General features: G+C 38.4%; 23 protein-coding genes. 20 read left to right on the plus strand and 3 right to left on the minus strand.

Annotation, left to right across the window (positions count from 1 at the left end):
- Positions 1–7 precede the first annotated feature (7 nt).
- The gene (gene aspS, locus AB1279_RS05690; RefSeq protein WP_429758123.1) at positions 8–1,783 is read left to right on the plus strand and encodes an aspartate--tRNA ligase; all 1,776 of its coding nucleotides are present in this window, start codon (positions 8–10) and stop codon (positions 1,781–1,783) included.
- Between the two features lie 132 nt (positions 1,784–1,915).
- The gene (locus tag AB1279_RS05695; RefSeq protein ID WP_429758124.1) at positions 1,916–2,683 is read left to right on the plus strand and encodes a tRNA threonylcarbamoyladenosine dehydratase; all 768 of its coding nucleotides are present in this window, start codon (positions 1,916–1,918) and stop codon (positions 2,681–2,683) included.
- A 130-nt stretch (positions 2,684–2,813) separates the two neighbouring features.
- Here the strand turns inward: AB1279_RS05695 and AB1279_RS05700 are convergent, their stop codons facing one another.
- Entirely contained in the window at positions 2,814–3,455 is a 642-nt protein-coding gene (locus tag AB1279_RS05700) for an RsfA family transcriptional regulator (protein WP_429758125.1), read from the minus strand.
- Positions 3,456–3,492: 37 nt separating this feature from the next.
- Positions 3,493–4,779: a replication-associated recombination protein A gene (locus AB1279_RS05705; protein ID WP_429758126.1), complete on the minus strand. Its 1,287-nt coding sequence runs from the start codon at positions 4,777–4,779 to the stop codon at positions 3,493–3,495.
- A gap of 366 nt (positions 4,780–5,145) precedes the next feature.
- Here AB1279_RS05705 and cymR point away from each other — a divergent pair, with 366 nt between their 5' ends.
- The 7 genes from cymR (at position 5,146) to AB1279_RS05740 (ending at position 11,436) form a co-directional block, all read left to right on the plus strand.
- On the plus strand, positions 5,146–5,562 hold the full coding sequence (gene cymR / locus AB1279_RS05710) for a cysteine metabolism transcriptional regulator CymR (RefSeq protein ID WP_090916825.1): 417 nt from the start codon (positions 5,146–5,148) through the stop codon (positions 5,560–5,562).
- Positions 5,563–5,597: 35 nt separating this feature from the next.
- Positions 5,598–6,743, plus strand: coding sequence for a cysteine desulfurase family protein (locus AB1279_RS05715; RefSeq protein ID WP_429761305.1), 1,146 nt, complete (start codon positions 5,598–5,600; stop codon positions 6,741–6,743).
- Positions 6,744–6,759: 16 nt separating this feature from the next.
- Positions 6,760–7,875: a tRNA 2-thiouridine(34) synthase MnmA gene (gene mnmA, locus AB1279_RS05720; protein WP_429758127.1), complete on the plus strand. Its 1,116-nt coding sequence runs from the start codon at positions 6,760–6,762 to the stop codon at positions 7,873–7,875.
- A gap of 112 nt (positions 7,876–7,987) precedes the next feature.
- A complete protein-coding gene (locus AB1279_RS05725) occupies positions 7,988–8,644 on the plus strand; it encodes a tetratricopeptide repeat protein (protein WP_429758128.1) in 657 nt (218 codons plus the stop codon).
- 18 nt (positions 8,645–8,662) lie between these two features.
- Entirely contained in the window at positions 8,663–10,993 is a 2,331-nt protein-coding gene (recD2, locus tag AB1279_RS05730) for an SF1B family DNA helicase RecD2 (protein ID WP_429758129.1), read from the plus strand.
- A 108-nt stretch (positions 10,994–11,101) separates the two neighbouring features.
- Positions 11,102–11,290, plus strand: coding sequence for a hypothetical protein (locus tag AB1279_RS05735; protein WP_020060848.1), 189 nt, complete (start codon positions 11,102–11,104; stop codon positions 11,288–11,290).
- A 17-nt stretch (positions 11,291–11,307) separates the two neighbouring features.
- Positions 11,308–11,436, plus strand: coding sequence for a YrzQ family protein (locus AB1279_RS05740; RefSeq protein WP_429758130.1), 129 nt, complete (start codon positions 11,308–11,310; stop codon positions 11,434–11,436).
- 59 nt (positions 11,437–11,495) lie between these two features.
- Here the strand turns inward: AB1279_RS05740 and AB1279_RS05745 are convergent, their stop codons facing one another.
- The gene (locus AB1279_RS05745; RefSeq protein ID WP_429753767.1) at positions 11,496–11,708 is read right to left on the minus strand and encodes a hypothetical protein; all 213 of its coding nucleotides are present in this window, start codon (positions 11,706–11,708) and stop codon (positions 11,496–11,498) included.
- 280 nt (positions 11,709–11,988) lie between these two features.
- Between AB1279_RS05745 and AB1279_RS05750 the strand changes: the two genes are divergently transcribed.
- The 11 genes from AB1279_RS05750 to greA all read left to right on the plus strand — a co-directional run bounded on the left by AB1279_RS05750 (position 11,989) and on the right by greA (position 23,031).
- Positions 11,989–13,065: an AI-2E family transporter gene (locus AB1279_RS05750; RefSeq protein ID WP_429754434.1), complete on the plus strand. Its 1,077-nt coding sequence runs from the start codon at positions 11,989–11,991 to the stop codon at positions 13,063–13,065.
- Positions 13,066–13,432: 367 nt separating this feature from the next.
- Positions 13,433–16,075 (plus strand): alanine--tRNA ligase, encoded by a 2,643-nt coding sequence (gene alaS, locus AB1279_RS05755; RefSeq protein WP_429758131.1) that lies wholly within the window; start codon positions 13,433–13,435, stop codon positions 16,073–16,075.
- Between the two features lie 74 nt (positions 16,076–16,149).
- The gene (locus AB1279_RS05760; RefSeq protein WP_035434175.1) at positions 16,150–16,416 is read left to right on the plus strand and encodes an IreB family regulatory phosphoprotein; all 267 of its coding nucleotides are present in this window, start codon (positions 16,150–16,152) and stop codon (positions 16,414–16,416) included.
- 3 nt (positions 16,417–16,419) lie between these two features.
- Positions 16,420–16,833, plus strand: coding sequence for a Holliday junction resolvase RuvX (gene ruvX, locus AB1279_RS05765; protein ID WP_429753769.1), 414 nt, complete (start codon positions 16,420–16,422; stop codon positions 16,831–16,833).
- A 12-nt stretch (positions 16,834–16,845) separates the two neighbouring features.
- On the plus strand, positions 16,846–17,130 hold the full coding sequence (locus AB1279_RS05770; protein ID WP_336481765.1) for a DUF1292 domain-containing protein: 285 nt from the start codon (positions 16,846–16,848) through the stop codon (positions 17,128–17,130).
- Positions 17,131–17,374: 244 nt separating this feature from the next.
- Positions 17,375–18,436 (plus strand): endolytic transglycosylase MltG, encoded by a 1,062-nt coding sequence (gene mltG, locus AB1279_RS05775; RefSeq protein ID WP_429761306.1) that lies wholly within the window; start codon positions 17,375–17,377, stop codon positions 18,434–18,436.
- A gap of 197 nt (positions 18,437–18,633) precedes the next feature.
- Positions 18,634–19,281, plus strand: a complete 648-nt coding sequence (locus AB1279_RS05780) for an O-methyltransferase (protein WP_429758132.1) — start codon at positions 18,634–18,636, stop codon at positions 19,279–19,281.
- 6 nt (positions 19,282–19,287) lie between these two features.
- On the plus strand, positions 19,288–20,217 hold the full coding sequence (locus tag AB1279_RS05785; protein ID WP_429758133.1) for a peptidase U32 family protein: 930 nt from the start codon (positions 19,288–19,290) through the stop codon (positions 20,215–20,217).
- A gap of 16 nt (positions 20,218–20,233) precedes the next feature.
- Positions 20,234–21,514: a peptidase U32 family protein gene (locus AB1279_RS05790; protein WP_429753773.1), complete on the plus strand. Its 1,281-nt coding sequence runs from the start codon at positions 20,234–20,236 to the stop codon at positions 21,512–21,514.
- Positions 21,515–21,531: 17 nt separating this feature from the next.
- Positions 21,532–22,170: a uridine kinase gene (gene udk / locus AB1279_RS05795; protein WP_336481761.1), complete on the plus strand. Its 639-nt coding sequence runs from the start codon at positions 21,532–21,534 to the stop codon at positions 22,168–22,170.
- Between the two features lie 384 nt (positions 22,171–22,554).
- Entirely contained in the window at positions 22,555–23,031 is a 477-nt protein-coding gene (gene greA / locus AB1279_RS05800) for a transcription elongation factor GreA (protein ID WP_429753774.1), read from the plus strand.
- Positions 23,032–23,217: the final 186 nt, after the last annotated feature.

The raw sequence follows: 23,217 nt of genomic DNA on the forward strand, positions 1-23,217 counted from the left end.
AGCAGAAATGGCTGAAAGAACACATGAATGTGGAAAAGTAACAGTAGAAGCAGTGGGACAAACAGTTCAATTAAAAGGTTGGGTACAAAAACGCCGTGATTTAGGCGGATTAATTTTCATTGACTTACGTGACCGTACAGGTATTGTACAAGTTGTATTTAGTCCAGAGACTTCAAAGGAAGCATTAGAAATAGCAGAAACAATTCGCGGTGAATATGTGCTGCATGTAGAAGGTACAGTTGTTGAGCGTGCGGCTGGTGCAATTAATGAAAATATGGCAACAGGCCGTATTGAAGTACAAGCTACGAAAGTAAACGTATTAAATGCAGCAAAAACACCACCGATTATGATTACAGATGATACAGATGCATCAGAAGACGTTCGCTTAAAATATCGTTACTTAGATTTACGTCGTCCTGCTATGTACAACACATTTAAAATGCGTCACGACGTAACAAAAACAATTCGTAACTTCTTAGATAGTGAAGATTTCTTAGAAGTAGAAACACCGATTTTAACGAAAAGTACACCAGAAGGAGCTCGTGATTACTTAGTACCAAGCCGTGTGCATGAAGGAGAGTTTTATGCACTTCCGCAATCTCCGCAGTTATTTAAGCAGCTTCTTATGGTCGGCGGTTTTGAACGTTACTACCAAGTGGCACGCTGCTTCCGTGATGAAGATTTACGTGCAGATCGTCAGCCAGAATTCACACAAGTCGACATTGAGACATCATTCTTAACACAAGAAGAAATTCTAGAAATGATGGAACGCATGATGACAAAAGTAATGAAAGAAGCAAAAGGTGTAGAGATTCATGCACCGTTCCCGCGCATGACATATGCAGATGCAATGGCTCGCTACGGTTCTGATAAGCCAGATACACGTTTTACGATGGAGCTTATTGATCTATCAGAATTTGCAGCAAGTTGTGGTTTTAAAGTGTTCACAAGTGCTGTAGAGAGCGGCGGACAAGTAAAAGCAATTAATGCAAAAGGTGCAGCGAGCAAATATTCTCGTAAAGACATCGACGCATTAACAGAATTCGTAAAAGTGTACGGAGCAAAAGGGCTAGCCTGGTTAAAAGTTGAAGAAGACGGCTTAAAAGGTCCAATCGCAAAATTCTTTAACGAAGAAGATGCAAATGCACTTATGAGCACGTTAGATGGGGCTGCTGGTGACTTATTATTATTCGTTGCTGATAAGAAGAGCGTTGTTGCAGATAGCTTAGGAGCACTTCGTTTACGCTTAGGTAAAGAACTTGAGTTAATTGATGAAGGCAAATTTAATTTCCTATGGGTAACAGATTGGCCGCTTCTTGAGTATGATGAAGATGCTGATCGTTACTTCGCAGCTCATCATCCATTCACAATGCCATTCCGTGAAGATGTAGAGTTATTAGAAACAGCACCAGAAAAAGCGCGTGCACAAGCATATGACCTTGTATTAAACGGTTATGAGCTTGGTGGTGGATCACTTCGTATTTACGAGCGTGATGTACAAGAAAAAATGTTCAAAGCACTTGGTTTCTCGCAAGAAGAAGCACAAGAGCAGTTCGGATTCTTATTAGAAGCATTCGAATATGGTACACCGCCGCACGGAGGAATCGCATTAGGTTTAGACCGTCTTGTTATGTTACTTGCAGGTCGTACAAACCTTCGTGATACAATTGCATTCCCGAAAACAGCAAGCGCAAGCTGCTTATTAACAGAAGCACCGAGCCCAGTTGCAGATGCACAGCTTGAAGAGCTTTACTTACAATTAAAAGTCAAAGAAGAGAAGTAAGAACGAATCCTAGATGGATATACTAATTCCATCTAGGATTTTTTGTTTTGGTATATAACTTTTTCTATACAAATAGTCGGAAAAACGCTAGAATACATGGTAGACCATTTTTGTAATAGGAGTGTAGACCGCATGTTACATCAATTTTCACGTAATGAATTAGCCTTCGGAAAAGAAGGTATTGAAATATTAAAAAATAGTACGGTTGGTATTTTAGGAATTGGCGGTGTTGGTTCGTTTGCAGCTGAAGCGCTAGCGCGTTCTGGCGTCGGTCGTCTTGTATTAGTTGATAAAGACGTTGTAGATATTACAAATGTTAATCGTCAAATCCATGCGTTACTTTCTACTGTGGGTCGTTCAAAAGTAGAATTAATGAAAGAGCGTATTGCAGACATTAACCCAGACTGCGAAGTTATCGCATTAGAAATGTTTTATACAGATGAAACATACGAAGAGTTCTTTAAACATGGTTTAGATTTCGTAGTGGATGCATCTGATACAATTACGTTCAAAATTCATTTAATTAAACAGTGCTTGCGACGTAAAATTAAAATCATTTCAAGTATGGGTGCAGCAAATAAAATGGATCCAACTCGTTTCCGTATTGCTGATATTTCAAAAACACATACAGATCCAATTGCAAAGGTAATTCGTACGAAGCTTCGTAAAGAGGGCATTAAAAAAGGTGTGAAAGTTGTATTCTCTGACGAAAATCCGATTGTGATTCGTGAAGACATTCGAAAAGAAATTGTTCCAGATGAAAATGCGAAAATTCGCAAAGCGAAATTACCACCTTCCTCTAACGCATTCGTTCCGTCTGTGGCTGGCTTAATTATGGCAAGTCATGTTGTGCGTGAACGTTTGAAGGATATAGAAGTAAAGCGTGTAGGACAAGAATAAAAAAGAGAGATGCACATGCATCTCTCTTTTTTATCCTGCTATTCACAAGCAGTAAGACTCCCACCTCAAGATTCAGAGAGAGGTGAGGAAGATGAGCGGAGGATAACCCCTCATTGCTGGCAGTTTCACTTTATTGTGAAACAATTTCTAAATTTCCGTTCTCATCCATTTTAAAAATGGGTGCCATATGCTCATTTGGCTCGTCTAATATAACAAGCTTGCGAGCGCGGTCCATAATTCTGACAAGTGTTTCATAGTCTTCTTGTACAGATTGTTGTTGATTCTTCAACGTTTCAAGCTTTTTCTCTAATTCTTGATTTGTATTTCGCAGTTTTTCGAGCTGACGGCGTAATGTTTCGTTTTCAGTTTGTAACTTCGCTACACGCGGATCGTTCTGTTCAACGTTTTGAAGAAATGAAATTACATCTTGCATCGTAAGCGATGGCTGATTTGGGCTGAGTTCTTCTGAAAACTCAACATCAATTACGACACTTTTCTTCGGTCTCAAGCGTGATATTTGCTGTTTTTGCTGTGTTGCTTGTGCCCGCTTCAATTCTTTCCGTTGTTTTTTTGCAATTTGCACAGCTTCTTCATAGTTTTGCCGAACTTCTGCATTCCAACGAAAGCCGCAAGCAGCGGATGTTCGATTTAATTGATCGCCAATTTCATCAAATGCTTTTAATTGGGTGCTGCCTTCGCGAATATGACGTAAAACGGTTTCTGCTAGAAGTAAATCTTCTTCTCCAGTCCATGCATCTTGGCGCATTTTCATTGCGAAACCCCCATATTTCATGTCGTTTTCGCTTATATTACCCTTTTGATTCGGTTTTATACGAATGTTGCAATCTTTCATAAACTGAAGCGAGTGCTTGTTCAAACTTTCCTGTTTTCTTTGGTTTATAGTATTGTTTGTTTTTTATTTTATCTGGCAAGTATTGCTGCTGAACCCATCCGTTTGGATAATCGTGCGGATATAAGTAGCCAATACCTCTACCGAGCGTTTCAGCGCCTTTATAGTGATTATCTTTTAAATGGGAGGGAACATCGCCTGTTTGTCCATTTCTAAGGTCATGTAAGGCTGCATCAAGTGCTTTATATGCTGAATTTGATTTTGGTGATAAGCATAGTTCAATAACTGCATTTGCAAGCGGAATACGAGCTTCTGGAAAGCCAACGCGTTCTGCGGATTCAATGGCAGCTAGCGTACGCGGCCCAGCTTGTGGATTGGCAAGCCCAACATCTTCGTATGCCATAATAAGCAATCGTCTGCCAATACTCTGCATATCACCAGCTTCAATAAGGCGAGCTAAATAATGAAGGGCTGCATTTACATCGCTTCCGCGAACTGATTTTTGGAAAGCTGACAATACGTCATAATGTGCATCGCCGCCTTTGTCGTGTACAAAGCTTTTCTTCTGTAGACATTCTTCAGCAATTTCAAGCGAGATTTCTACTGTTTCTTTATCTGTTGTAAAGCTAGATAAGACAGCGAGTTCAAGCGCATTATAAGCAGAGCGCATATCACCGCCAGATGCACTTGCGAAATGATGAAGAGCTTCATCTGTTACTGTGACATTGTACTCTCCTAGCCCTTTTTCCTCATCTGTTAAAGCGCGCTTTAATCCTTGTAAAATATTTTCTTCCGTTAAAGCGTGTAGCTCAAAAATTTGACAACGGCTCCGAATAGCGGAGTTAATTGCGTGAAATGGGTTGCTTGTCGTTGCTCCAATTAATGTAATGAGTCCGCTTTCTAAGTGAGGAAGAAGGAAATCTTGCTTTCCTTTATCTAAACGATGCACTTCATCTAAAATTAAAATAAGGTGACGATGCATTTTTGCCTCTTGGACAACAACTTCCATATCTTTTTTATTATGAGTAACGGCATTTAATAGACGAAAAGGCATACCGATGCTGCCGGCAATGGCACTTGCAATAGATGTTTTTCCTGTTCCGGGAGGTCCGTATAAAATCATTGATTGTAAATGCTTTGCTTGTACCATTCGCCATAAAATTTTGCCTTCTCCCACTACATGTTCTTGGCCGATAACTTCTGTAATATTGGTCGGACGCATTCGATGTGCGAGTGGTTGCTTCATATATAATCTCTCCTTAAGTGACTGTTCATTGTTTATCCCGCTATGCGCGGGCAGTAATACTCCCACCTTGAAATTTGGTAAAACATTGTCCAGCTCCAGTGGCTCGTTCAGAAGTTAGATGGGAGATAAACTGCTAACATGCGCCCGATTGGTGAGGGCTGATTAAAGTTTCACTTTATGTTATAAATTCCGAGTTATTTGATATACTTATATGTTATCATTTCTGTTAGAAAAGTTGAAATTTCTTATCATACTATATTATGCTATAATTTCAAAGGATTTTGATTTCAGAGAGTGTTCTTCCTACTAAATAAAAGAATAACTAGCCAGGTAAAAGTGAAAGATTTGAAAAGAGGTGCAACATATATGAAAATCTCAACAAAAGGCCGTTACGGTTTAACGATTATGATTGATCTTGCAAAAAAATTTGGAGAAGGTCCAATTTCATTAAAATCAATTGCTCAAGCGCATGATTTATCAGAGCATTATTTAGAGCAACTCATTTCGCCGCTTCGTAATGCTCGTCTTGTAAAAAGTACACGCGGTGCATATGGTGGTTATGTATTATCGGATCAACCAATTAACATTACAGCTGGTGATGTCATTCGTGTATTAGAAGGTCCGATTAATGTAGTAGAAATGTTAGATGAAGAAGAGCCAGCACAGCGTCAGCTTTGGATACGCGTTCGTGATGCGGTGCAGGAAGTTCTAGATAGTACAACATTAGAAGATTTAGTACGCTATGAAGAAGAAAACAATGGTGGTTATATGTTTTACATTTAATTCCGTGTGTAACGATTTGGAAAGAAGGAGATATGATGGAACGCATTTATTTAGATCATGCTGCGACATCTCCGGCTCACCCAGAAGTAGTCGAAAAGATGATTCCATATATGACAGAAGCATTTGGTAACCCTTCAAGCATCCACTTTTTTGGGCGCCAAGGCCGTCATGCAGTTGATGAAGCAAGACGTACGTGTGCACGGAGCATCCATGCAAATCCAAATGAAATTATTTTTACAAGCGGTGGTACAGAGGCTGATAATTTAGCGCTTTTAGGCGTAGCCCGTGCGAATCGTAAGAAAGGAAATCACATTATTACGACTGCAATTGAGCACCATGCGATTTTGCATACATGTAATGTGCTAGAGCAAGAAGGGTTTGAAGTGACGTATTTACCTGTTGATGAAACAGGGCGTATCCATATTTCTGATTTGCAAGAGGCATTAACAGATCAAACGATTCTTGTCTCGATTATGTTTGGAAATAATGAAGTTGGTACAGTGCAGCCGATAGGAGAAATTGGCGCTCTATTGAAAGAACACGGTGCTTATTTTCATACAGATGCAGTACAAGCATACGGTTTAACAGTAATTGATGTGAAAGAGCTTGGCATTGATTTGTTATCAATCTCTTCTCATAAAATTAACGGTCCAAAAGGTGTCGGCTTTTTATATGCAGGACAGCATGTGAAATTTGAACCGCTATTAACAGGTGGAGAGCAAGAACGAAAACGCCGCGCTGGCACAGAAAATGTACCGGGAATTGTTGGGCTTCAGCAAGCTGTTTTGTTAGCGGAGCAAGCTCGTGAGCAAAAAATTGCCCAATACAAGGGATTTAAAGATATAATGATATCTGTCTTGAAACAAGAAGACATTACTTTCGAGGTAAACGGAAACTTCGGACATTGCTTACCACATGTGTTAAATATAAGTTTTACAGGAATGAATATTGAGTCATTCCTTATGAACTTAGACTTAGCGGGAGTTGCGGTTTCAAGCGGATCTGCTTGTACGGCTGGCTCTATTGATCCATCACATGTGCTCGTAGCGATGTTCGGAAAAGAATCCGATAAAATACGTTCATCCGTGCGGTTTAGCTTTGGACTTGGCAATACGAAAGAACAAGTAGAAAAAGCAGCGTACGAAACAGTGAAGATCGTAAAACGATTAACACAAAATTAATATAGGAGGTGACGTGATGAACAAACTACCTCACGAAACACGCGTTGTCATTGGGATGTCCGGTGGCGTTGATTCATCTGTAGCAGCGATGTTATTAAAAAAGCAAGGCTATGATGTAATCGGAATTTTTATGAAAAACTGGGATGATACGGACGAAAATGGCGTATGTACAGCAACAGAAGATTATAACGATGTGATTGAAGTATGTAACCAAATTGGAATCCCATATTATGCAGTCAATTTTGAAAAGCAATATTGGGATAAAGTATTTACGTATTTTTTAGATGAATACCGTGCTGGCCGTACCCCGAACCCAGATGTAATGTGTAATAAAGAAATTAAATTTAAAGCATTTTTAGACCATGCAATGGAGCTTGGGGCAGATTATGTAGCAACAGGGCACTATGCACGTGTAGCGTATATTGATGGTGAATATAAAATGCTGCGCGGCGTTGATGATAATAAAGATCAAACATATTTCTTAAATCAACTGAGCCAAGACCAATTATCAAAAACGATGTTTCCACTTGGTGAGTTAAAGAAACCGCAAATTCGTGAAATGGCGAAAGAAGCAGGTTTAGCAACAGCAGCGAAAAAAGATAGCACAGGTATTTGCTTTATTGGCGAGCGCAATTTTAAAGACTTTTTAAGTAACTATTTACCAGCGCAGCCAGGTAAGATGCAAACATTATCTGGCGAAGTCAAAGGGAAACATGACGGTTTAATGTATTATACAATTGGACAACGTCATGGCCTTGGTATTGGTGGCAATGGGGATCCGTGGTTTGCTGTTGGGAAGAACTTGAAAGAAAACATTTTATATGTAGAACAGGGATTCCACAACGAGCTGTTATATGGTGATGAAGTATTTGCTACAAATGTAAGCTGGGTAAGCAATAAGCCGAAAGAAAAAGAATTTACATGTACAGCGAAATTCCGCTATCGTCAAGAGGATAACGCTGTAACGGTTCAAATTGTTGATGAGAATACAATTCGCATTCTTTGTGATGAGCCAATTCGTGCTATTACACCTGGACAAGCAGTGGTCTTCTATGATGGAGATGAGTGCTTAGGCGGCGCAACAATCGATGAAGTATACCGTAATGGTAAGAAACTTGATTATTTAGGATAAGAAAGAAAAACCTCTGCCTTATAATGGTCAGAGGTTTCTTTTTAGTAAAGGCGAATTTTCGTTCGCTCGAAAAATAGATTCTTTGTTATAATTTGTTGTAGAGGTGAAAAATATGTCAAACAAGCTTGAAACAGGCATTCAATATATGCAAGAAGGAAACTGGGAAGAAGCAGCAAAGAATTTTACAGAGGCCATTGAGGAAAATCCAAAAGATGCACTTGGTTATATTAACTTTGCAAATTTATTAGATGTATTAGGAGACAGTGAGCGTGCTGTTGCCTTTTATAAACGTGCGATTGAATTAGATGAAAAATCTGCTACAGCGTATTATGGATTAGGAAATATATATTTCCAGCAAGAGCTTTTTGCACAGGCGAAAGAAGCATTTGAGAAAGCGATGCAAGCAGGGCTGCAAACGGGAGATGTTTCGTTTATGCTTGGCATTACATATGTTCAGCTTGGAAACGATCGTTTAGCGCTGCCGTTTTTACAGCGTGCAGCTGAGTTAAATGAAGGTGATGTTGAAGCGATTTTTCAATGCGGATTATGCTTTGCACGCCTAGAACATGTAAAAGAAGCAAAACCTTATTTTGAAAAAGTTGTAGCACTTGATGAAGAACATGCAGATGCTTATTACAATTTAGGTGTAGTATATGCGTTTGAGGAAAATAGCGAGAAGGCGCTTGTGATGTTTAAGAAAGCTGTAGCCATTCAACCGGATCACTTTTTAGCGGGTAACGGCATTCGTTTATTAGAGCAAGACGCATAAAATGGAAGGAGGGGCAAAATGGGAAATCAACATGCAATGGATTTGTTTGAGGAAGAGCAGAAGTTTATAAAAGCACAAGTTCTTCATACCATTTTCCACAACGAAGAAAACCTCTATTCCGTTGTCAGTATGAAAATTATTGAAACGAACGAAACATATGACGAAAAAAAGGTCATGATAACAGGTCACTTTCCCCGAATGCACGAAGATGAAGTGTTTACACTAACAGGTCATTTTAAAGATCATCCAAAGTACGGGAAACAATATCATATTGAAACGTTTAAAAAGGAATTACCGCAAACAAAAACAGGAATGGTGCAATATTTAGCGAGCGATTTATTTAAAGGAATCGGGAAACGAACAGCGGAAAAAATTGTTGATCATCTTGGTGAACATGCGATTTCGAAAATTATGGATGATCCCGCAGCTTTGGACGGGATTGTAAATAAGCAAAAAGCACAAGAAATATACGAAACGATTATTGAACATCAAGGCCTTGAAAAAGTGATGAGCTTTCTAAACGGTTATGGATTTGGAACGAAGCTTTCTATTAAAATTTATCAACAGTATAAAGAAATGACACTTGAAGTTATTCGGAATAATCCGTATCAGCTGATTGAAGAGGTAGATGGTATTGGGTTTGGACGAGCTGATGATATTGGCCGCGCGCTTGGCATCTCTGGTAATCATGCCGATCGTGTACGAGCAGGATGCTTCTATACATTAGAGCACGTTTCGCTGCAAGAAGGTCATGTGTATATGAAAAGAGAGCAGTTAGTGCAACAAACGATGGAGTTGTTAAATAACCAAGAAACGTCTGTTACAGAAGAAGATGTTTTGCAATGCGCAGAAATGATGCAGGGAGAAGGCAAAATTATTATAGAAGATGAGCGTGTATATTTAGCCTCCTTGTATTATTCTGAAAAAGGTGTTGTAGCTTCTATCAATCGTTTACTTGGCCAAGAAGAACTTCCTTCCTTTCCTGAATCGGAGCTGTTGTTAACACTCGGAAAAATTGAAGAGCAGCTCGGCGTGCAATATGCACCGCTTCAGCAAGAAGGGATTCAAACAGCTCTTCATAAACCGATGATGATTTTAACAGGAGGTCCTGGTACAGGAAAGACGACTGTTATTAAAGGGATTGTTGAAATGTATGCTTCTCTTCATGGGTTATCATTAGACCCGAAGGATTATAGTGATGACAATCCGTTCCCTATTTTATTAACAGCACCGACAGGCCGTGCAGCAAAGCGTATGAGTGAATCAACAGGATTGCCTGCTTGTACAATCCATCGTCTGCTTGGATGGACACCCGAAGGATCGTTTCAACGTAATGAGCACGATCCTGTTAAAGGGAAATTACTTATTATTGATGAGTTTTCCATGGTTGATATTTGGCTTGCGAATCAATTGTTCAAATCATTGCCATCTACCATTCAAGTCATCATCGTTGGAGATGAAGATCAATTACCATCTGTTGGTCCTGGACAAGTGTTGAAAGATCTATTAGAATCCAGTGTTATTCCAACGGTAAAGCTTACGGAAATATATAGACAGGCGGAAGGTTCATCTGTTATTCAGCTTGCTCATGCGATTAAAAAGGGTGTGTTACCTCCTGATGTAACACAAAATAAAAAAGATCGTTCGTTTATTGCGTGTGCAAGTACGCAAATTGTTGAGGTTGTTAAGCAAGTGTGTGAAAATGCAAAAACAAAAGGATTTAGTGCACGTGATGTACAAGTGTTAGCTCCTATGTACAAGGGGCCGGCAGGTATTAATACGTTAAATGAAGCGCTGCAAGAAGTGTTTAATCCGAAAAAAGAAAAAAGCCGTGAAATTGCATATGGCGAGGTTGTGTATAGGGCTGGAGATAAAGTGCTTCAACTTGTCAATCAGCCGGAAAGTCAAGTATTTAACGGCGATATTGGCGAAATTGTTTCAGTGTTCTATGCGAAAGAAAACGTAGAACAGCAAGATATGGTTGTTGTTTCTTTTGACGGTATTGAAGTAACGTATACAAAAGCAGATTTAAACCAAATTACACATGCGTATTGCTGTTCTATTCATAAATCACAAGGAAGTGAATTTCCGATTGTGATTATGCCGGTTGTAAAAAGTTATTACCGCATGTTGCGCCGTAATTTAATTTATACAGGAATTACACGTAGTAAAAAGTTTTTAATTATTTGCGGCGAGGAAACTGCTTTTCAATCTGGTGTAAGTCGCCTTGATGATGCGCTTCGTCAAACAACACTATGCGACAGATTGCAAGGAAAAGCAGAAGCAATTGAGATTATGACAGAAGAGGGTCTCGATGTGGAAAACATTTCACCGTATGATTTTATGTAACGAGGTGAAATTATATAGTGTAATGCAGTTCTTATCATGTATAAACATATATAGTTTGGACATAATGGCGTAATAGAATACGGGAGATTGTAAGGAGATGAACGCCATATGTTCAGTTGTCCAAACTGTAAAGGAAAAGATATTGGAAAAATAGGTGTGAATCAATATTATTGCTGGAACTGCTTTATTGAATTATCGATTTCAAAGGGGAAAATTCATACACATCAAGTCGAGGAAGACGGTTCATTAAGTTCTTTAGATGATTTGTTTGATGAGAACGAACGAACAATCGGTTAATAAGGAGAGTGTTAACTTTGAAATTGCGCTCATCATTAATTGCATTAGGTGTAGGAGCAGCAGCATATCGATATGCACGTAAGCAAGATGTATTTTCAAGACGAAATATGAAAAAAGCACGTAAGATGCTTAAATCTTATTTATAATTCTCATTATACATGCATGTTTCAGATGCGAAGAAGCTCCCTAATTTTAGGGAGCTTTTTTATGTGCTTATGTAGAGGTAAAATAATCCGATTTGAGAGAAAAGATGAGAAAGTCCGTAGCAGCCAAGCCCTAGTATACTGTAGTAACAGAGATGCCTGGCACGTTCTTGTTTTGAAGAGGGAATGAAAAATCCTTTCCAAATGCCAAACCCAATACATATCCATTCTAATAGCATGCAAAGTGCGGAAAGTCCCAGCATCAACCAAACCATTTTGCGCCTCCTAACTTTGTTGAACTAATCGGACTTTTGCGGGAAGTTGTCCCCCACCTATCTTCCTCGTTTCTCTTTGAATCTTAGGGTGGAGATCTTACTGCCCAAAAATAGCGGGATAAATAATAGTGAGGACAAGAAATGATATGAAATTGCACTTGTTAGTTTGAGTATATGTATCTTTCTACAAAACAGTAAGAATACCTACAAAAAAATCCCGGCATGGCGGAGTTTTTTAATTTTTACACATAACCTTCTTTATTTCTCTTCAAACTAAGAAATAGAGGAGGTTTTTCTATTGAAGAATCTTAAAATTATTTGGATTTACCGGTTAGGTTTATTATTGCTGATTTTTTTATGTTTGCTCGTCTTTTTGAAAATTAAGCCGCTTTGGGCACCGATTTTATTTGTGATTAAAGTCGCCGTTACACCATTTTTCATCGCTTGTTTTATTGCTTATTTGCTGCATCCGCTTATTGAAAAATTGCATGAAAAAGGCATGCCGCGTACATTTGCCATTTTACTCATTTACATTCTTTTCTTTGGCGGTCTTGGATATGGTGTGTATAAAGGAACGCCAGCTGTTATTGCACAGTTGCAAGAAATGAACGAGCAATTTCCGCAATTTGTGAGCATGTATGAAACATGGTCGGATGGAATAACAGAGCAAACTGAAAATTTTCCTGAGTTCGTGAATGAGAAAATTAAACAAATCTTTGCAGGGGTTGAGGGAAAGATACAAGCGCTTTTAAATAAAGTGATGAGTACGGCAAGAGGCATACTTGATTCACTTCTTATTATTTTTTTAATTCCATTTATCGTATTTTACATATTAAAAGACTACGGTGAATTTTATCATATTTTTTGGAAGCTTGTACCGAGTAAGTGGCGTAAGGATGGTCAGCAGTTAGCAAAAGAAATTGATAAGTCGCTTGGAAATTATATTCGCGGACAATTATTTGTTTGTTTAATTTTAGGAGGGGTCTCTGCGCTGGCATTTTGGTTTATCGGAATGAAGTATCCGCTTCTTTTAGGGATTATCGTTGGAGTTACTGATATTATCCCATACTTCGGTCCTATTTTAGGGGCGATTCCAACATTAATGATTGCCGCGACAGTATCAACGAATTTAGTTATTAAAGCTGGAATTGCGCTTGCCATTTTACAATTTGTTGAGAGTAATATTTTGTCCCCCTATATTGTAGGAAGATCTCTGCGGATGCACCCTGTTATTATTATGCTTGCACTGCTTGTTGGAGGTGAAATTGGCGGCATTGTAGGACTCTTATTATCCGTACCACTGTTAGCGGTTCTTCGTACCATTATTGTCCATACCAAGCTATTTTGGAAACATTGACAAATGGAAACGGATTCGCTACAATTTGTGCATATAGTATATGATAAATTAATGACGGAACGAGTATGTTACAGTCCATTTTGCAGAGAGAAGCTTCCTTAGGCTGAGAGAAGCTTCAAATGAAGGGTAACAGAACGCTATTCCTGAGAGCAGCTAATCCCTGCCGTCTTGCCACGTTACGGCAACTTGAGGTGATGAAATATATGCATATTATTAGGATGTGCAATCTAGCCGTCGTGTCCAAAAGTAAGACACTTCCGCTTTTTATTTCATAATCAGGGTGGTAACGCGAGTCAACTCTCGTCCCTGTTATAGGGGACGGGAGTTTTTTGTTTTTTAATTGATTTTAATGAAGGAGGAAATACATATGAAACACTTAACAGGCGCACAAATTCGTCAAATGTTTTTAGATTTTTTCCAAGAAAAAGGACATGCAGTAGAACCGAGTGCATCATTAGTTCCGCACGAAGATCCATCTCTTTTATGGATTAATAGTGGGGTTGCAACGCTGAAAAAATATTTTGATGGCCGCGTAATTCCACAAAACCCGCGCATTACAAATGCGCAAAAATCAATTCGTACAAACGATATTGAAAATGTAGGGAAAACAGCTCGTCACCATACATTCTTTGAAATGTTAGGGAACTTCTCAATTGGGGATTACTTCAAAGAAGAAGCAATTACATGGGCTTGGGAGTTTTTAACGAGCGACAAATGGATTGGTTTCGATAAAGAACTTTTATCTGTAACAATCCATCCAGAAGATGAAGAAGCATTCCAAATTTGGCACGAGAAAATGGGTGTGCCAAAAGAGCGCATTATCCGTTTAGAAGAAAACTTCTGGGATATTGGTGAAGGCCCAAGTGGACCGAACACAGAAATTTTCTACGACCGCGGAGAAGCTTACGGTAACGATTTTAGCGATCCAGAATTATATCCAGGTGGAGAAAATGAACGTTATTTAGAAGTATGGAACCTTGTATTCTCACAATTCAATCATAACCCTGACGGTACATATACGCCGCTTCCGAAGAAAAACATTGATACAGGGATGGGTCTTGAGCGTATGGCATCTGTTGTTCAAAATGTGCCAACGAACTTTGACACAGACTTATTTATGCCAATTATCGGTGCAACAGAAGCAATTTCTGGTGAAAAATACCGCGCTGGCAATCATGAACAAGATACAGCGTTTAAAGTAATTGCTGACCATATTCGTACTGTAACATTTGCAGTTGGAGACGGAGCTCTTCCTTCTAACGAAGGCCGTGGTTATGTATTACGTCGTTTATTACGCCGCGCTGTACGTTATGCGAAGAAATTAAATGTTAGTCGTCCATTTATGTATGAATTAGTACCAGTAGTTGGCGAAGTAATGAAGGATTTCTACCCAGAAGTTCTTGAGAAGAAAGACTTTATTGCACGCGTTGTGAAAAATGAAGAGGAGCGTTTCCATGAAACACTTCATGACGGCGAAGCAATCTTAGCTGAAGTGATTGGAAAAGCAAAAGAAGAAAAATCAACTGTTATTTCTGGCGAAGACGCATTCCGTCTATATGACACATATGGTTTCCCAATTGAATTAACAGAAGAATATGCAGAAGAAGCTGGCATGACAGTTGATCATGAAGGTTTTGAAGCAGAGATGGAAAAACAACGTGAGCGCGCACGTGCAGCTCGTCAAGACGTTGATTCAATGCAAGTACAAGGCGGCGTTCTTGGTGAAATTAAAGTAGCGAGCGAATTTATTGGTTATGATTCTGTAGCTACAGAAAGTAACGTTGTTGCACTTGTGAAGAATGGTGAGTTCACAGATAGCCTACAAGCAGGTGAAGAAGGACAATTAATGTTAGATGTAACACCATTCTACGCTGAGAGCGGCGGACAGATTGCTGACCGTGGTTATCTTCTTGCTGATGGCGTAAAAGTACTTGTAAAAGATGTACAAAAAGCGCCTAATGGTCAAAACTTACACAAAGTAGTTGTAGAAGAAGGAACATTAACAAAAGATGCAGCAGTAAAAACGTTAATCGATACGAAAAACCGCGCAGCAATCGTGAAAAACCATACGGCAACTCACCTTCTGCATCAAGCGCTAAAAGATGTACTTGGCGGACACGTAAACCAAGCAGGATCTCTTGTAACATCAGAGCGTTTACGTTTTGACTTCTCTCACTTCGGTCAAGTACAAGCTGATGAACTTGAAAAAATTGAGCGTATTGTAAACGAGAAAATTTGGGAAAGTATCACAGTAGACATTTCTCAAAAAGCAATTGAAGAAGCAAAAGCGATGGGTGCAATGGCACTATTCGGTGAAAAATACGGAGATGTTGTACGCGTTGTACAAGTAGGTGATTATAGCTTAGAGCTTTGCGGTGGTTGTCATGTAGATAACACAGCATCTATTGGTATTTTCAAAATCGTTGCTGAATCTGGTATTGGAGCAGGAACGCGTCGTATTGAAGCGGTAACAGGAAAAGCTGCATATGAATTAATGAACGAACAAGTTGGTTTATTAAAAGAAGCAGCAAACAAAATGAAAACAAATCCGAAAGATATTTTAACAAGAGTGGATGGCTTATTTGCTGAAGTAAAACAACTGCAAAAAGAAAATGAGTCTCTTGCAGCAAAACTAAGCAACATTGAAGCTGGTAACTTAACAGATGCAGTGCGTACAGTGGATGGTGTAAATGTACTTGCAACAAAAGTAAATGTTGCAGATATGAATAACTTACGTACAATGATGGATGACTTAAAGAACAAATTACAATCTGCAGTTATCGTGCTTACAGCTGTAAACGATGATAAGGTCAACATTCTTGCTGGTGTAACGAAAGATTTAATTGAGCAAGGATACCATGCTGGTAAACTTGTTAAAGAGGTAGCATCTCGTTGCGGCGGTGGCGGCGGCGGTCGTCCTGATATGGCGCAAGCTGGTGGTAAAAATCCAGCACAAGTAGAGGATGCACTTGCATTTGTAGAAGAGTACGTTAAATCTGTTTCAAAATAAAGAGATAGTAGTGTACAATAGTAGGGAGAAGGGATATCTTTCTCCCTATACCTAGTAAAGTGAGGTGCTTAAAAATGGACGGGTTCGATAAAACGATGAAGTTTAACTTCCAAGAAGAAAAACAAAATGTCCATGTCAATGACGTACTATTAACTGTGTATGATGCACTTCAAGAAAAAGGATATAATCCGATTAATCAAATCGTCGGTTATTTATTAAGTGGAGATCCAGCATACATACCTCGTCATAAAGATGCTCGCAATATTATTCGTAAGCTAGAACGTGATGAACTGATTGAGGAGCTTGTAAAGTCTTATTTGAAGCATCATCGTGAGGAGTAGTTTATGCGTATATTAGGTTTAGATGTTGGGACAAAAACAGTCGGCGTTGCAATAAGCGATGAGATGGGCTGGACAGCACAAGGCTTGGAAACGATTAAAATTAACGAAGAAAGAGGCGAATTTGGTTTTAATCGTATTTCAGAGTTAGTAAAACAGTACAATGTGGACAAGATAGTAGTAGGATTGCCAAAAAACATGAATGGTACAATCGGTCCGCGCGGCGTGGCTTGTCAGCAATTTGCAGAAAAATTGGGTGAGCTCGTGCAATTGGAAGTTGTACTGTGGGACGAACGCTTGTCAACAATGGCAGCGGAGCGCCTGCTCATTTCGGCAGATGTAAGCCGAAAAAAACGAAAGCAAGTCATTGATAAGATGGCAGCTGTCGTAATTTTGCAAGGATATTTAGATAGTAAATAAGAGGTGACCATAATGGAAGAAAATCAAATTACAATTGTTGACGAAAAAGGTAACGAACATCTATGTGAAATTATTTTCACTTTTGATGCTGAAAAATTTGGTAAAAAATCTTACGTAGTATTCTCACCAATCGGTGAAGTTGACGAAGATGGCGATCCAATTTATGATGCAATGGCTTTCGAGCAAAACGAAGAAGAATCTGGCGGAACATTACTTCCAATCGAATCAGAAGAAGAGTGGGAAATGGTACAAGAAATGTTTAACACTCTTGCTGAGGAAGAAGAAGGCGAAGAATAATATAGTAAGTGCAAACAAACTGATTTCATATTGAAATCAGTTTGTTTGTTATATTTGTAAGATGAATGAAAGATTTTTTGTCGAAAGCAGATCGTTATTTGTAGTATAATAATACAGGTTGTTGAAAAAAGAAAAAACATGTCTAAAGAATAGACATGTTTTTTAGTATTTCGTAAGTTGTTGTATAGAGTAGGCGAGTACATTATACAATTTGGAATAAGGAGGGCATAGGGTAGTGAATCAAATGAAAACAAAAAAACGAAGAAGAGTAATTGCAGCCATTTTCATTGCATTGCTTGTTGTTTGTGGTTCTGCATATGCATATATTGCTTCAGCTTTAAAGCCGCTTAATGCAGAGAGTAAAAAGGAAATTGAAGTGGAAATTCCAAAAGGTTCTTCTACAAGTAAGGTAGGAGAGATTTTGGAAGACAAAGGAATTGTAAAAAACGGAACTATATTTGGTTTATACGCAAAAATGAAGTCTCAAAATTTACAAGCTGGTACATATTTGTTAAACCCATCGATGAATGTAGATGAAATAATGGGACAAATGTCATCTGGTAATGTGCATCGTCCAGTTGCTTATAAAGTGACAGTTAAAGAGGGGGCACAAGTTGTTGAAATTGCAGATACAATTGCTAAGGAATTTAAATTAAACAAAGAAGATGTTATTCGTCAGTTGAATGATAAAGCATTTGTGCAAAAACTCCAGCAGAAGTATCCAACATTGCTTACTAATAAAATTTTTGATAGCAATATTAAGTATCCATTAGAAGGGTATTTATATCCAGCTACATACCCGTACTATAAAAAGCAAGTAACGTTAGAAGAAATCGTAACGCCAATGCTTGATAAAACAAATAAATTGATTGAACAAAACGCGCAAAAAATGCAAGCAAGACAATTGGATGTTCACCAATTATTGACAATGTCTTCTTTAATTGAAGAGGAAGCAACGGGTTATACAGATCGGAAAAATATTGCTAGTGTGTTTTATAATCGTTTAGCAAAAGGAATGCCGCTGCAAACAGATCCAACAGTGCTATATGCATTAGGGAAGCATAAAGAGCGTGTACTATATGAGGATTTAAAAGTAAACTCTCCGTATAATACATATGTTGTGAAAGGATTACCAGTTGGACCAATTTCTAATTCTAGTGTAAAATCAGTAGAAGCAGCACTTGAGCCTGCACAAACAGAGTATTATTATTTCTTAGCGGCACCAGACGGTCAAGTGTATTACGCTAAAACACTAGAAGAGCATAACGCGTTAAAACAAAAGTATATTACACAAAAGCAATCGTAAATTTTTTGAGGGAAGCGAGAAAAATTCGCATATCCCTCTTTTTTATGATAAAATATAGCGGGTTAAAAACTGGCAGAAGAATCGTTTTTAATATAGAAACGGGACGTACAAGCTAAGGATAGAGTGAGCTTGTATTTTTCTTGCCGCAAAGAGACAATATTCTTTTTTACTTCTCCATGCGATAAGGAGGACTATCTATGGAGCAACAAGATGCAGTTTATGAATATTTGCAGTCTTTTATCGATCCGAAAGATGAGCTAATTCTTGAAATGGAACAGTATGCGAGTGAGTATCATGTACCAATTATGGATCGTCTTGGCATGGAGTTTATGTTGCAATTTTTGCGTCTAATTAAGCCAAAGACCATCTTAGAACTTGGTACAGCAATTGGATATTCTAGCATTCGCATGATGCAAGCCATTCCAAATTCACGTATTGTCACCGTAGAGCGAAATGCGGATCGATATGAAAAAGCACTTGAATATATAAATCGTTCCCCGGTAAAAGAACGCATTTCTGTTATTTTTGGAGATGCTCTAGAAACAGGAGAGCAAGTAAAAGAACATGGCACATTTGATGTCATTTTTATTGATGCAGCAAAAGGACAATATCGTCGCTTTTTTGATATATACGAGCCGTTATTAAATCCTGGCGGCGTTATTATTTCAGATAATGTACTATATCACGGTCTTGTGACGACAAAGGAACACATTGAAAATAGACGTACACGTGGGTTAATTAGAAGAATTAAAACGTATAATGAGTGGCTCATGAATCATGAAGGATATGATACAACAATTTTCCCGATTGGCGACGGAGTAGCCGTGAGTAAAAAGAAGGGGTGACGTATAATGAAAAAACCTGAGTTGTTAGTAACGCCAAGAACAGTGGCGGATATTGAACCACTTGCAAAAGCAGGTGCAGATGCAGTAATGATTGGTGAACAAAAATTTGGTTTACGTTTAGCTGGTGAATTTTCTCGTGAAGACGTAAAAGAAACAGTAGCTATTGCACATGAAAATAACATGAAAGTGTATGTTGCAATGAATGCGATGTTCCATAATGAGAAAGTAGAAGCTTTAAAAGATTATGTGGCATTTTTACAAGAAGTAAATGTAGATGCAGTTGTATTTGGAGATCCAGCTGTATTAATGACAGTGCGTGAAGTTGCACCAAGTATGCAAATGCATTGGAATACAGAAACAACAGCAACAAACTGGTTTACATGTAACTATTGGGGACGTAAAGGTGCAAAACGCGCTGTTCTTGCCCGCGAATTAAGCTTAGATGAAATTGTGGAATTAAAAGAAAATGCAGAAGTCGAAGTGGAAGTACAAATTCACGGAATGACATGCATGTTCCAATCAAAGCGTTCTTTAGTAGGAAACTACTTTGAATATCAAGGGCGCGATATGGAAATTGAAAAGAAGAAGTATGAAGAAAACATGTTTTTACATGATAAAGAACGTAATAATAAATATCCAGTCTATGAAGATGAGAACGGCACTCACATTATGAGTCCGAATGATATTTGTTTTATCGATGAATTAGAAGAGTTAATCGATGCTGAAATCGATAGCTTAAAAATTGATGGTGTATTAAAAAGTTCAGAATACATTGTTGAAGTAACGAAGAGATATCGTAAGGCTATTGATTTATGCGTAGAAGATCGCGATGCGTATTATGGCGTAAAAGACGACTTATATAAAGAAATTGAAGAAATTCAACCGGTAAATCGCCCGTTAGATACAGGATTCTTCTTCAAAGAAACTGTTTATTAAAAAGGAGGTTCAGCATATGACTGTCAAAGAAATTTCACGTGTAATTGACGGAAAACGTGTTATTGTAAAGAAACCCGAGTTATTAATACCAGCAGGTAACTTAGAAAAATTAAAAGTAGCTATTCATTACGGTGCAGATGCTGTATATTTAGGTGGACAAGAATTTGGTCTTCGCTCAAATGCAGGTAACTTTACGCTAGAAGAAATGGCAGAAGGCGTTGAATTTGCAAAGAAATATGGTGCGAAAATATATGTAACAACAAATATCTTTGCACATAATGAAAATATGGACGGCTTAGAAGAATATTTAAGAGGGATTGAAAAAGCTGGTGTAACAGGTATTATCGTTGCAGATCCTCTTATTATTGAGACGTGTAAACGTGTAGCACCTTCTGTTGAAGTGCATTTAAGTACACAACAATCACTGTCCAACTGGAAAGCAGCGCAGTATTGGAAAGAAGAAGGCCTGCACCGTCTTGTATTGGCTCGTGAAGTAGGATACGAAGAAATGAAAGAAATCAAAGAGCACGTTGATATTGAAATTGAGGCATTTGTCCACGGTGCAATGTGTATTGCGTACTCTGGAAGATGTACATTAAGTAATCATATGACAGCACGTGACTCTAACCGCGGTGGTTGCTGTCAATCTTGCCGCTGGGATTATGATTTAGTTCAGACAGTATCGCAACATAAAGAAGCAGAAGAACTTCCTTTATTTAAAGAAGGGGATGCTCCTTTTGCAATGAGTCCAAAAGACTTAAATCTTATTTTATCTATCCCGAAAATGATTGAAATTGGGATTGACAGCTTGAAAGTGGAAGGGCGCATGAAATCAATTCACTACGTTGCAACTGTTGCAACTGTGTATCGTAAAGTAATCGATGCATATTGTGCAGATCCAGACAACTTCGAGTTTAAACAAGAATGGTTAGAAGAACTTGATAAATGTGCAAATCGTGATACAGCACCTGCATTCTTTGAAGGAGTTCCTGGGCACTTAGAACAAATGTATGGAAATCATAGTAAGAAAACAACGTATGATTTTGCTGGTTTAGTGTTAGATTATAATGAAGAAACAGGCATTGTAACAATAGAGCAGCGTAACTACTTCAAACCAGGTCATGAAGTTGAGTTCTTTGGACCAGAAATTGAAAACTTTACACAAACGGTGGAAAAAATTTGGGATGAGGATGGAAACGAATTAGATGCAGCGAGACATCCGTTGCAAATCGTGAAATTCAAAGTGGATCGACCAGTGTATGTGAACAACATGATGCGAAAAAGCATACTTCAATAAGAAAGAGTGGTAGTTGAATGGGGACGAACAAGCCTGTTGTAATTGGAATCGCTGGTGGTTCAGGATCAGGTAAAACAAGTGTAACAAAAGCAATCTTTGATCAGTTTCAAGGTCATTCTATTTTAATCTTAGAGCAAGATTATTATTATAAAGATCAAAGTCATTTGCCAATGGAGGAGCGCTTAAAAACAAATTATGATCATCCGTTAGCATTTGATAATGACTTGTTAATTGAGCACTTGCATCAGTTGCTTGCGTATAAGCAGGTTGAGAAGCCTGTATATGATTACACATTGCATACACGCTCGGAAGAAATTATTCCAGTAGAACCGAAAGATGTAATTATTCTAGAGGGAATTCTTATTTTAGAAGATCCACGTCTTTGCGATTTAATGGATATTAAAGTGTTTGTTGATACAGATGCTGACCTTCGCATTTTACGCCGTATGGAGCGAGATATTAAAGAACGCGGCCGTACGATGGAATCTGTTGTTGAACAATATGTAAATGTTGTGCGTCCAATGCACAATCAATTTATTGAGCCTTCTAAGAAATTTGCAGATATTATTATTCCAGAAGGTGGACAAAATCATGTTGCGATTGATATTATGGTCACAAAAATTGCAACAATTCTTGAAGAAAAAGTGAATTTGTAATAGCATAGTAAAAGATGTACGATAGGAAGGGATTTTTCCCCTTTCTATCGAATACAATGAAACATGCCAACCTCACCCCCATCTAGGTGAGGGCATATTTATATTAACTTTCCATACATATCTTCTTTATATAAAGTGGAACTTCCACCAGTGGGAGGTTAACGGGCAACCTACCTTCCTCGCTTTCCTTTGGATTTTGAGGTGGGGGTCCACTGCCCGCGAATAGTGGGATAAGGAAGAATTGGGAAAAAATACGGGGTTGTATGTGACAACTCCGCTAGTGCTAAGCGTACTAGAAACCTTCGCTATTTCATAAGGCGGAGGAGTTTTCATATGGAACTCCTCTTTTTTTCGGGGGATTGGTATATAAAAGGAGTGGAAAACATGGCAACAGAAAAAACTTACCCTATGACACTTGAGGGAAAACAAAAATTAGAACATGAACTTGAACAATTAAAAACAGTAAGACGTAAAGAAGTTGTAGAGCGTATTAAAATTGCGCGCAGCTTTGGTGATCTTTCTGAGAACTCTGAGTATGATGCAGCAAAAGACGAGCAAGCATTCGTAGAAGGTCGTATTACACAGCTTGAAAACATGATTCGCAATGCAGTTATTATTGAAGATAACGGTGAAGATTCTACAGTTGTAACGCTTGGTAAAACTGTTGTTTTTCAAGAATTACCAAGTGGTGAGGAAGAAGCATATACAATCGTCGGTAGCGCGGAAGCTGATCCATTTGAAGGCAGAATTTCTAACGATTCTCCAATCGCGAAGAGCTTAATGGGTAAGCAAATTGGCGAAGAAGTAATCGTACAAACGCCAGGCGGAGATATGCGCGTAAAAATCGTTTCTGTAAAGTAAAACATAAAAAGCTAACTCATCGTATGGTGAGTTAGCTTTTTATTATTGTGATTCGTATACCTCATCTTAAAATCCATGGGAAATAAAGTGAAACTTCTATCAGTAGGGGGTTTTACTGCCCGCGAATAGCAGGATAAAGAGAACCTTTACAATATCAAATTCTTCTGTCTGTTTGTATAAAAAGAA

This window comes from Bacillus sp. S14(2024), assembly GCF_050473785.1.
Classification (GTDB): Bacteria; Bacillota; Bacilli; order Bacillales; family Bacillaceae_G; genus Bacillus_A; species Bacillus_A yunxiaonensis.

Excerpts from the sequence above, each read along its gene's own strand:
- aspS (WP_429758123.1), top strand. The coding sequence starts at position 8 with ATGGCTGAAAGAACACATGAATGTGGAAAAGTAACAGTAGAAGCAGTG.
- AB1279_RS05695 (WP_429758124.1), top strand. The coding sequence starts at position 1,916 with ATGTTACATCAATTTTCACGTAATGAATTAGCCTTCGGAAAAGAAGGT.
- AB1279_RS05700 (WP_429758125.1), bottom strand. The coding sequence starts at position 3,455 with ATGAAAATGCGCCAAGATGCATGGACTGGAGAAGAAGATTTACTTCTA.
- AB1279_RS05705 (WP_429758126.1), bottom strand. The coding sequence starts at position 4,779 with ATGAAGCAACCACTCGCACATCGAATGCGTCCGACCAATATTACAGAA.
- cymR (WP_090916825.1), top strand. The coding sequence starts at position 5,146 with ATGAAAATCTCAACAAAAGGCCGTTACGGTTTAACGATTATGATTGAT.
- AB1279_RS05715 (WP_429761305.1), top strand. The coding sequence starts at position 5,598 with ATGGAACGCATTTATTTAGATCATGCTGCGACATCTCCGGCTCACCCA.
- mnmA (WP_429758127.1), top strand. The coding sequence starts at position 6,760 with ATGAACAAACTACCTCACGAAACACGCGTTGTCATTGGGATGTCCGGT.
- AB1279_RS05725 (WP_429758128.1), top strand. The coding sequence starts at position 7,988 with ATGTCAAACAAGCTTGAAACAGGCATTCAATATATGCAAGAAGGAAAC.
- recD2 (WP_429758129.1), top strand. The coding sequence starts at position 8,663 with ATGGGAAATCAACATGCAATGGATTTGTTTGAGGAAGAGCAGAAGTTT.
- AB1279_RS05735 (WP_020060848.1), top strand. The coding sequence starts at position 11,102 with ATGTTCAGTTGTCCAAACTGTAAAGGAAAAGATATTGGAAAAATAGGT.
- AB1279_RS05745 (WP_429753767.1), bottom strand. The coding sequence starts at position 11,708 with ATGGTTTGGTTGATGCTGGGACTTTCCGCACTTTGCATGCTATTAGAA.
- alaS (WP_429758131.1), top strand. The coding sequence starts at position 13,433 with ATGAAACACTTAACAGGCGCACAAATTCGTCAAATGTTTTTAGATTTT.
- AB1279_RS05760 (WP_035434175.1), top strand. The coding sequence starts at position 16,150 with ATGGACGGGTTCGATAAAACGATGAAGTTTAACTTCCAAGAAGAAAAA.
- ruvX (WP_429753769.1), top strand. The coding sequence starts at position 16,420 with ATGCGTATATTAGGTTTAGATGTTGGGACAAAAACAGTCGGCGTTGCA.
- AB1279_RS05770 (WP_336481765.1), top strand. The coding sequence starts at position 16,846 with ATGGAAGAAAATCAAATTACAATTGTTGACGAAAAAGGTAACGAACAT.
- mltG (WP_429761306.1), top strand. The coding sequence starts at position 17,375 with ATGAAAACAAAAAAACGAAGAAGAGTAATTGCAGCCATTTTCATTGCA.
- AB1279_RS05780 (WP_429758132.1), top strand. The coding sequence starts at position 18,634 with ATGGAGCAACAAGATGCAGTTTATGAATATTTGCAGTCTTTTATCGAT.
- AB1279_RS05785 (WP_429758133.1), top strand. The coding sequence starts at position 19,288 with ATGAAAAAACCTGAGTTGTTAGTAACGCCAAGAACAGTGGCGGATATT.
- AB1279_RS05790 (WP_429753773.1), top strand. The coding sequence starts at position 20,234 with ATGACTGTCAAAGAAATTTCACGTGTAATTGACGGAAAACGTGTTATT.
- udk (WP_336481761.1), top strand. The coding sequence starts at position 21,532 with ATGGGGACGAACAAGCCTGTTGTAATTGGAATCGCTGGTGGTTCAGGA.
- greA (WP_429753774.1), top strand. The coding sequence starts at position 22,555 with ATGGCAACAGAAAAAACTTACCCTATGACACTTGAGGGAAAACAAAAA.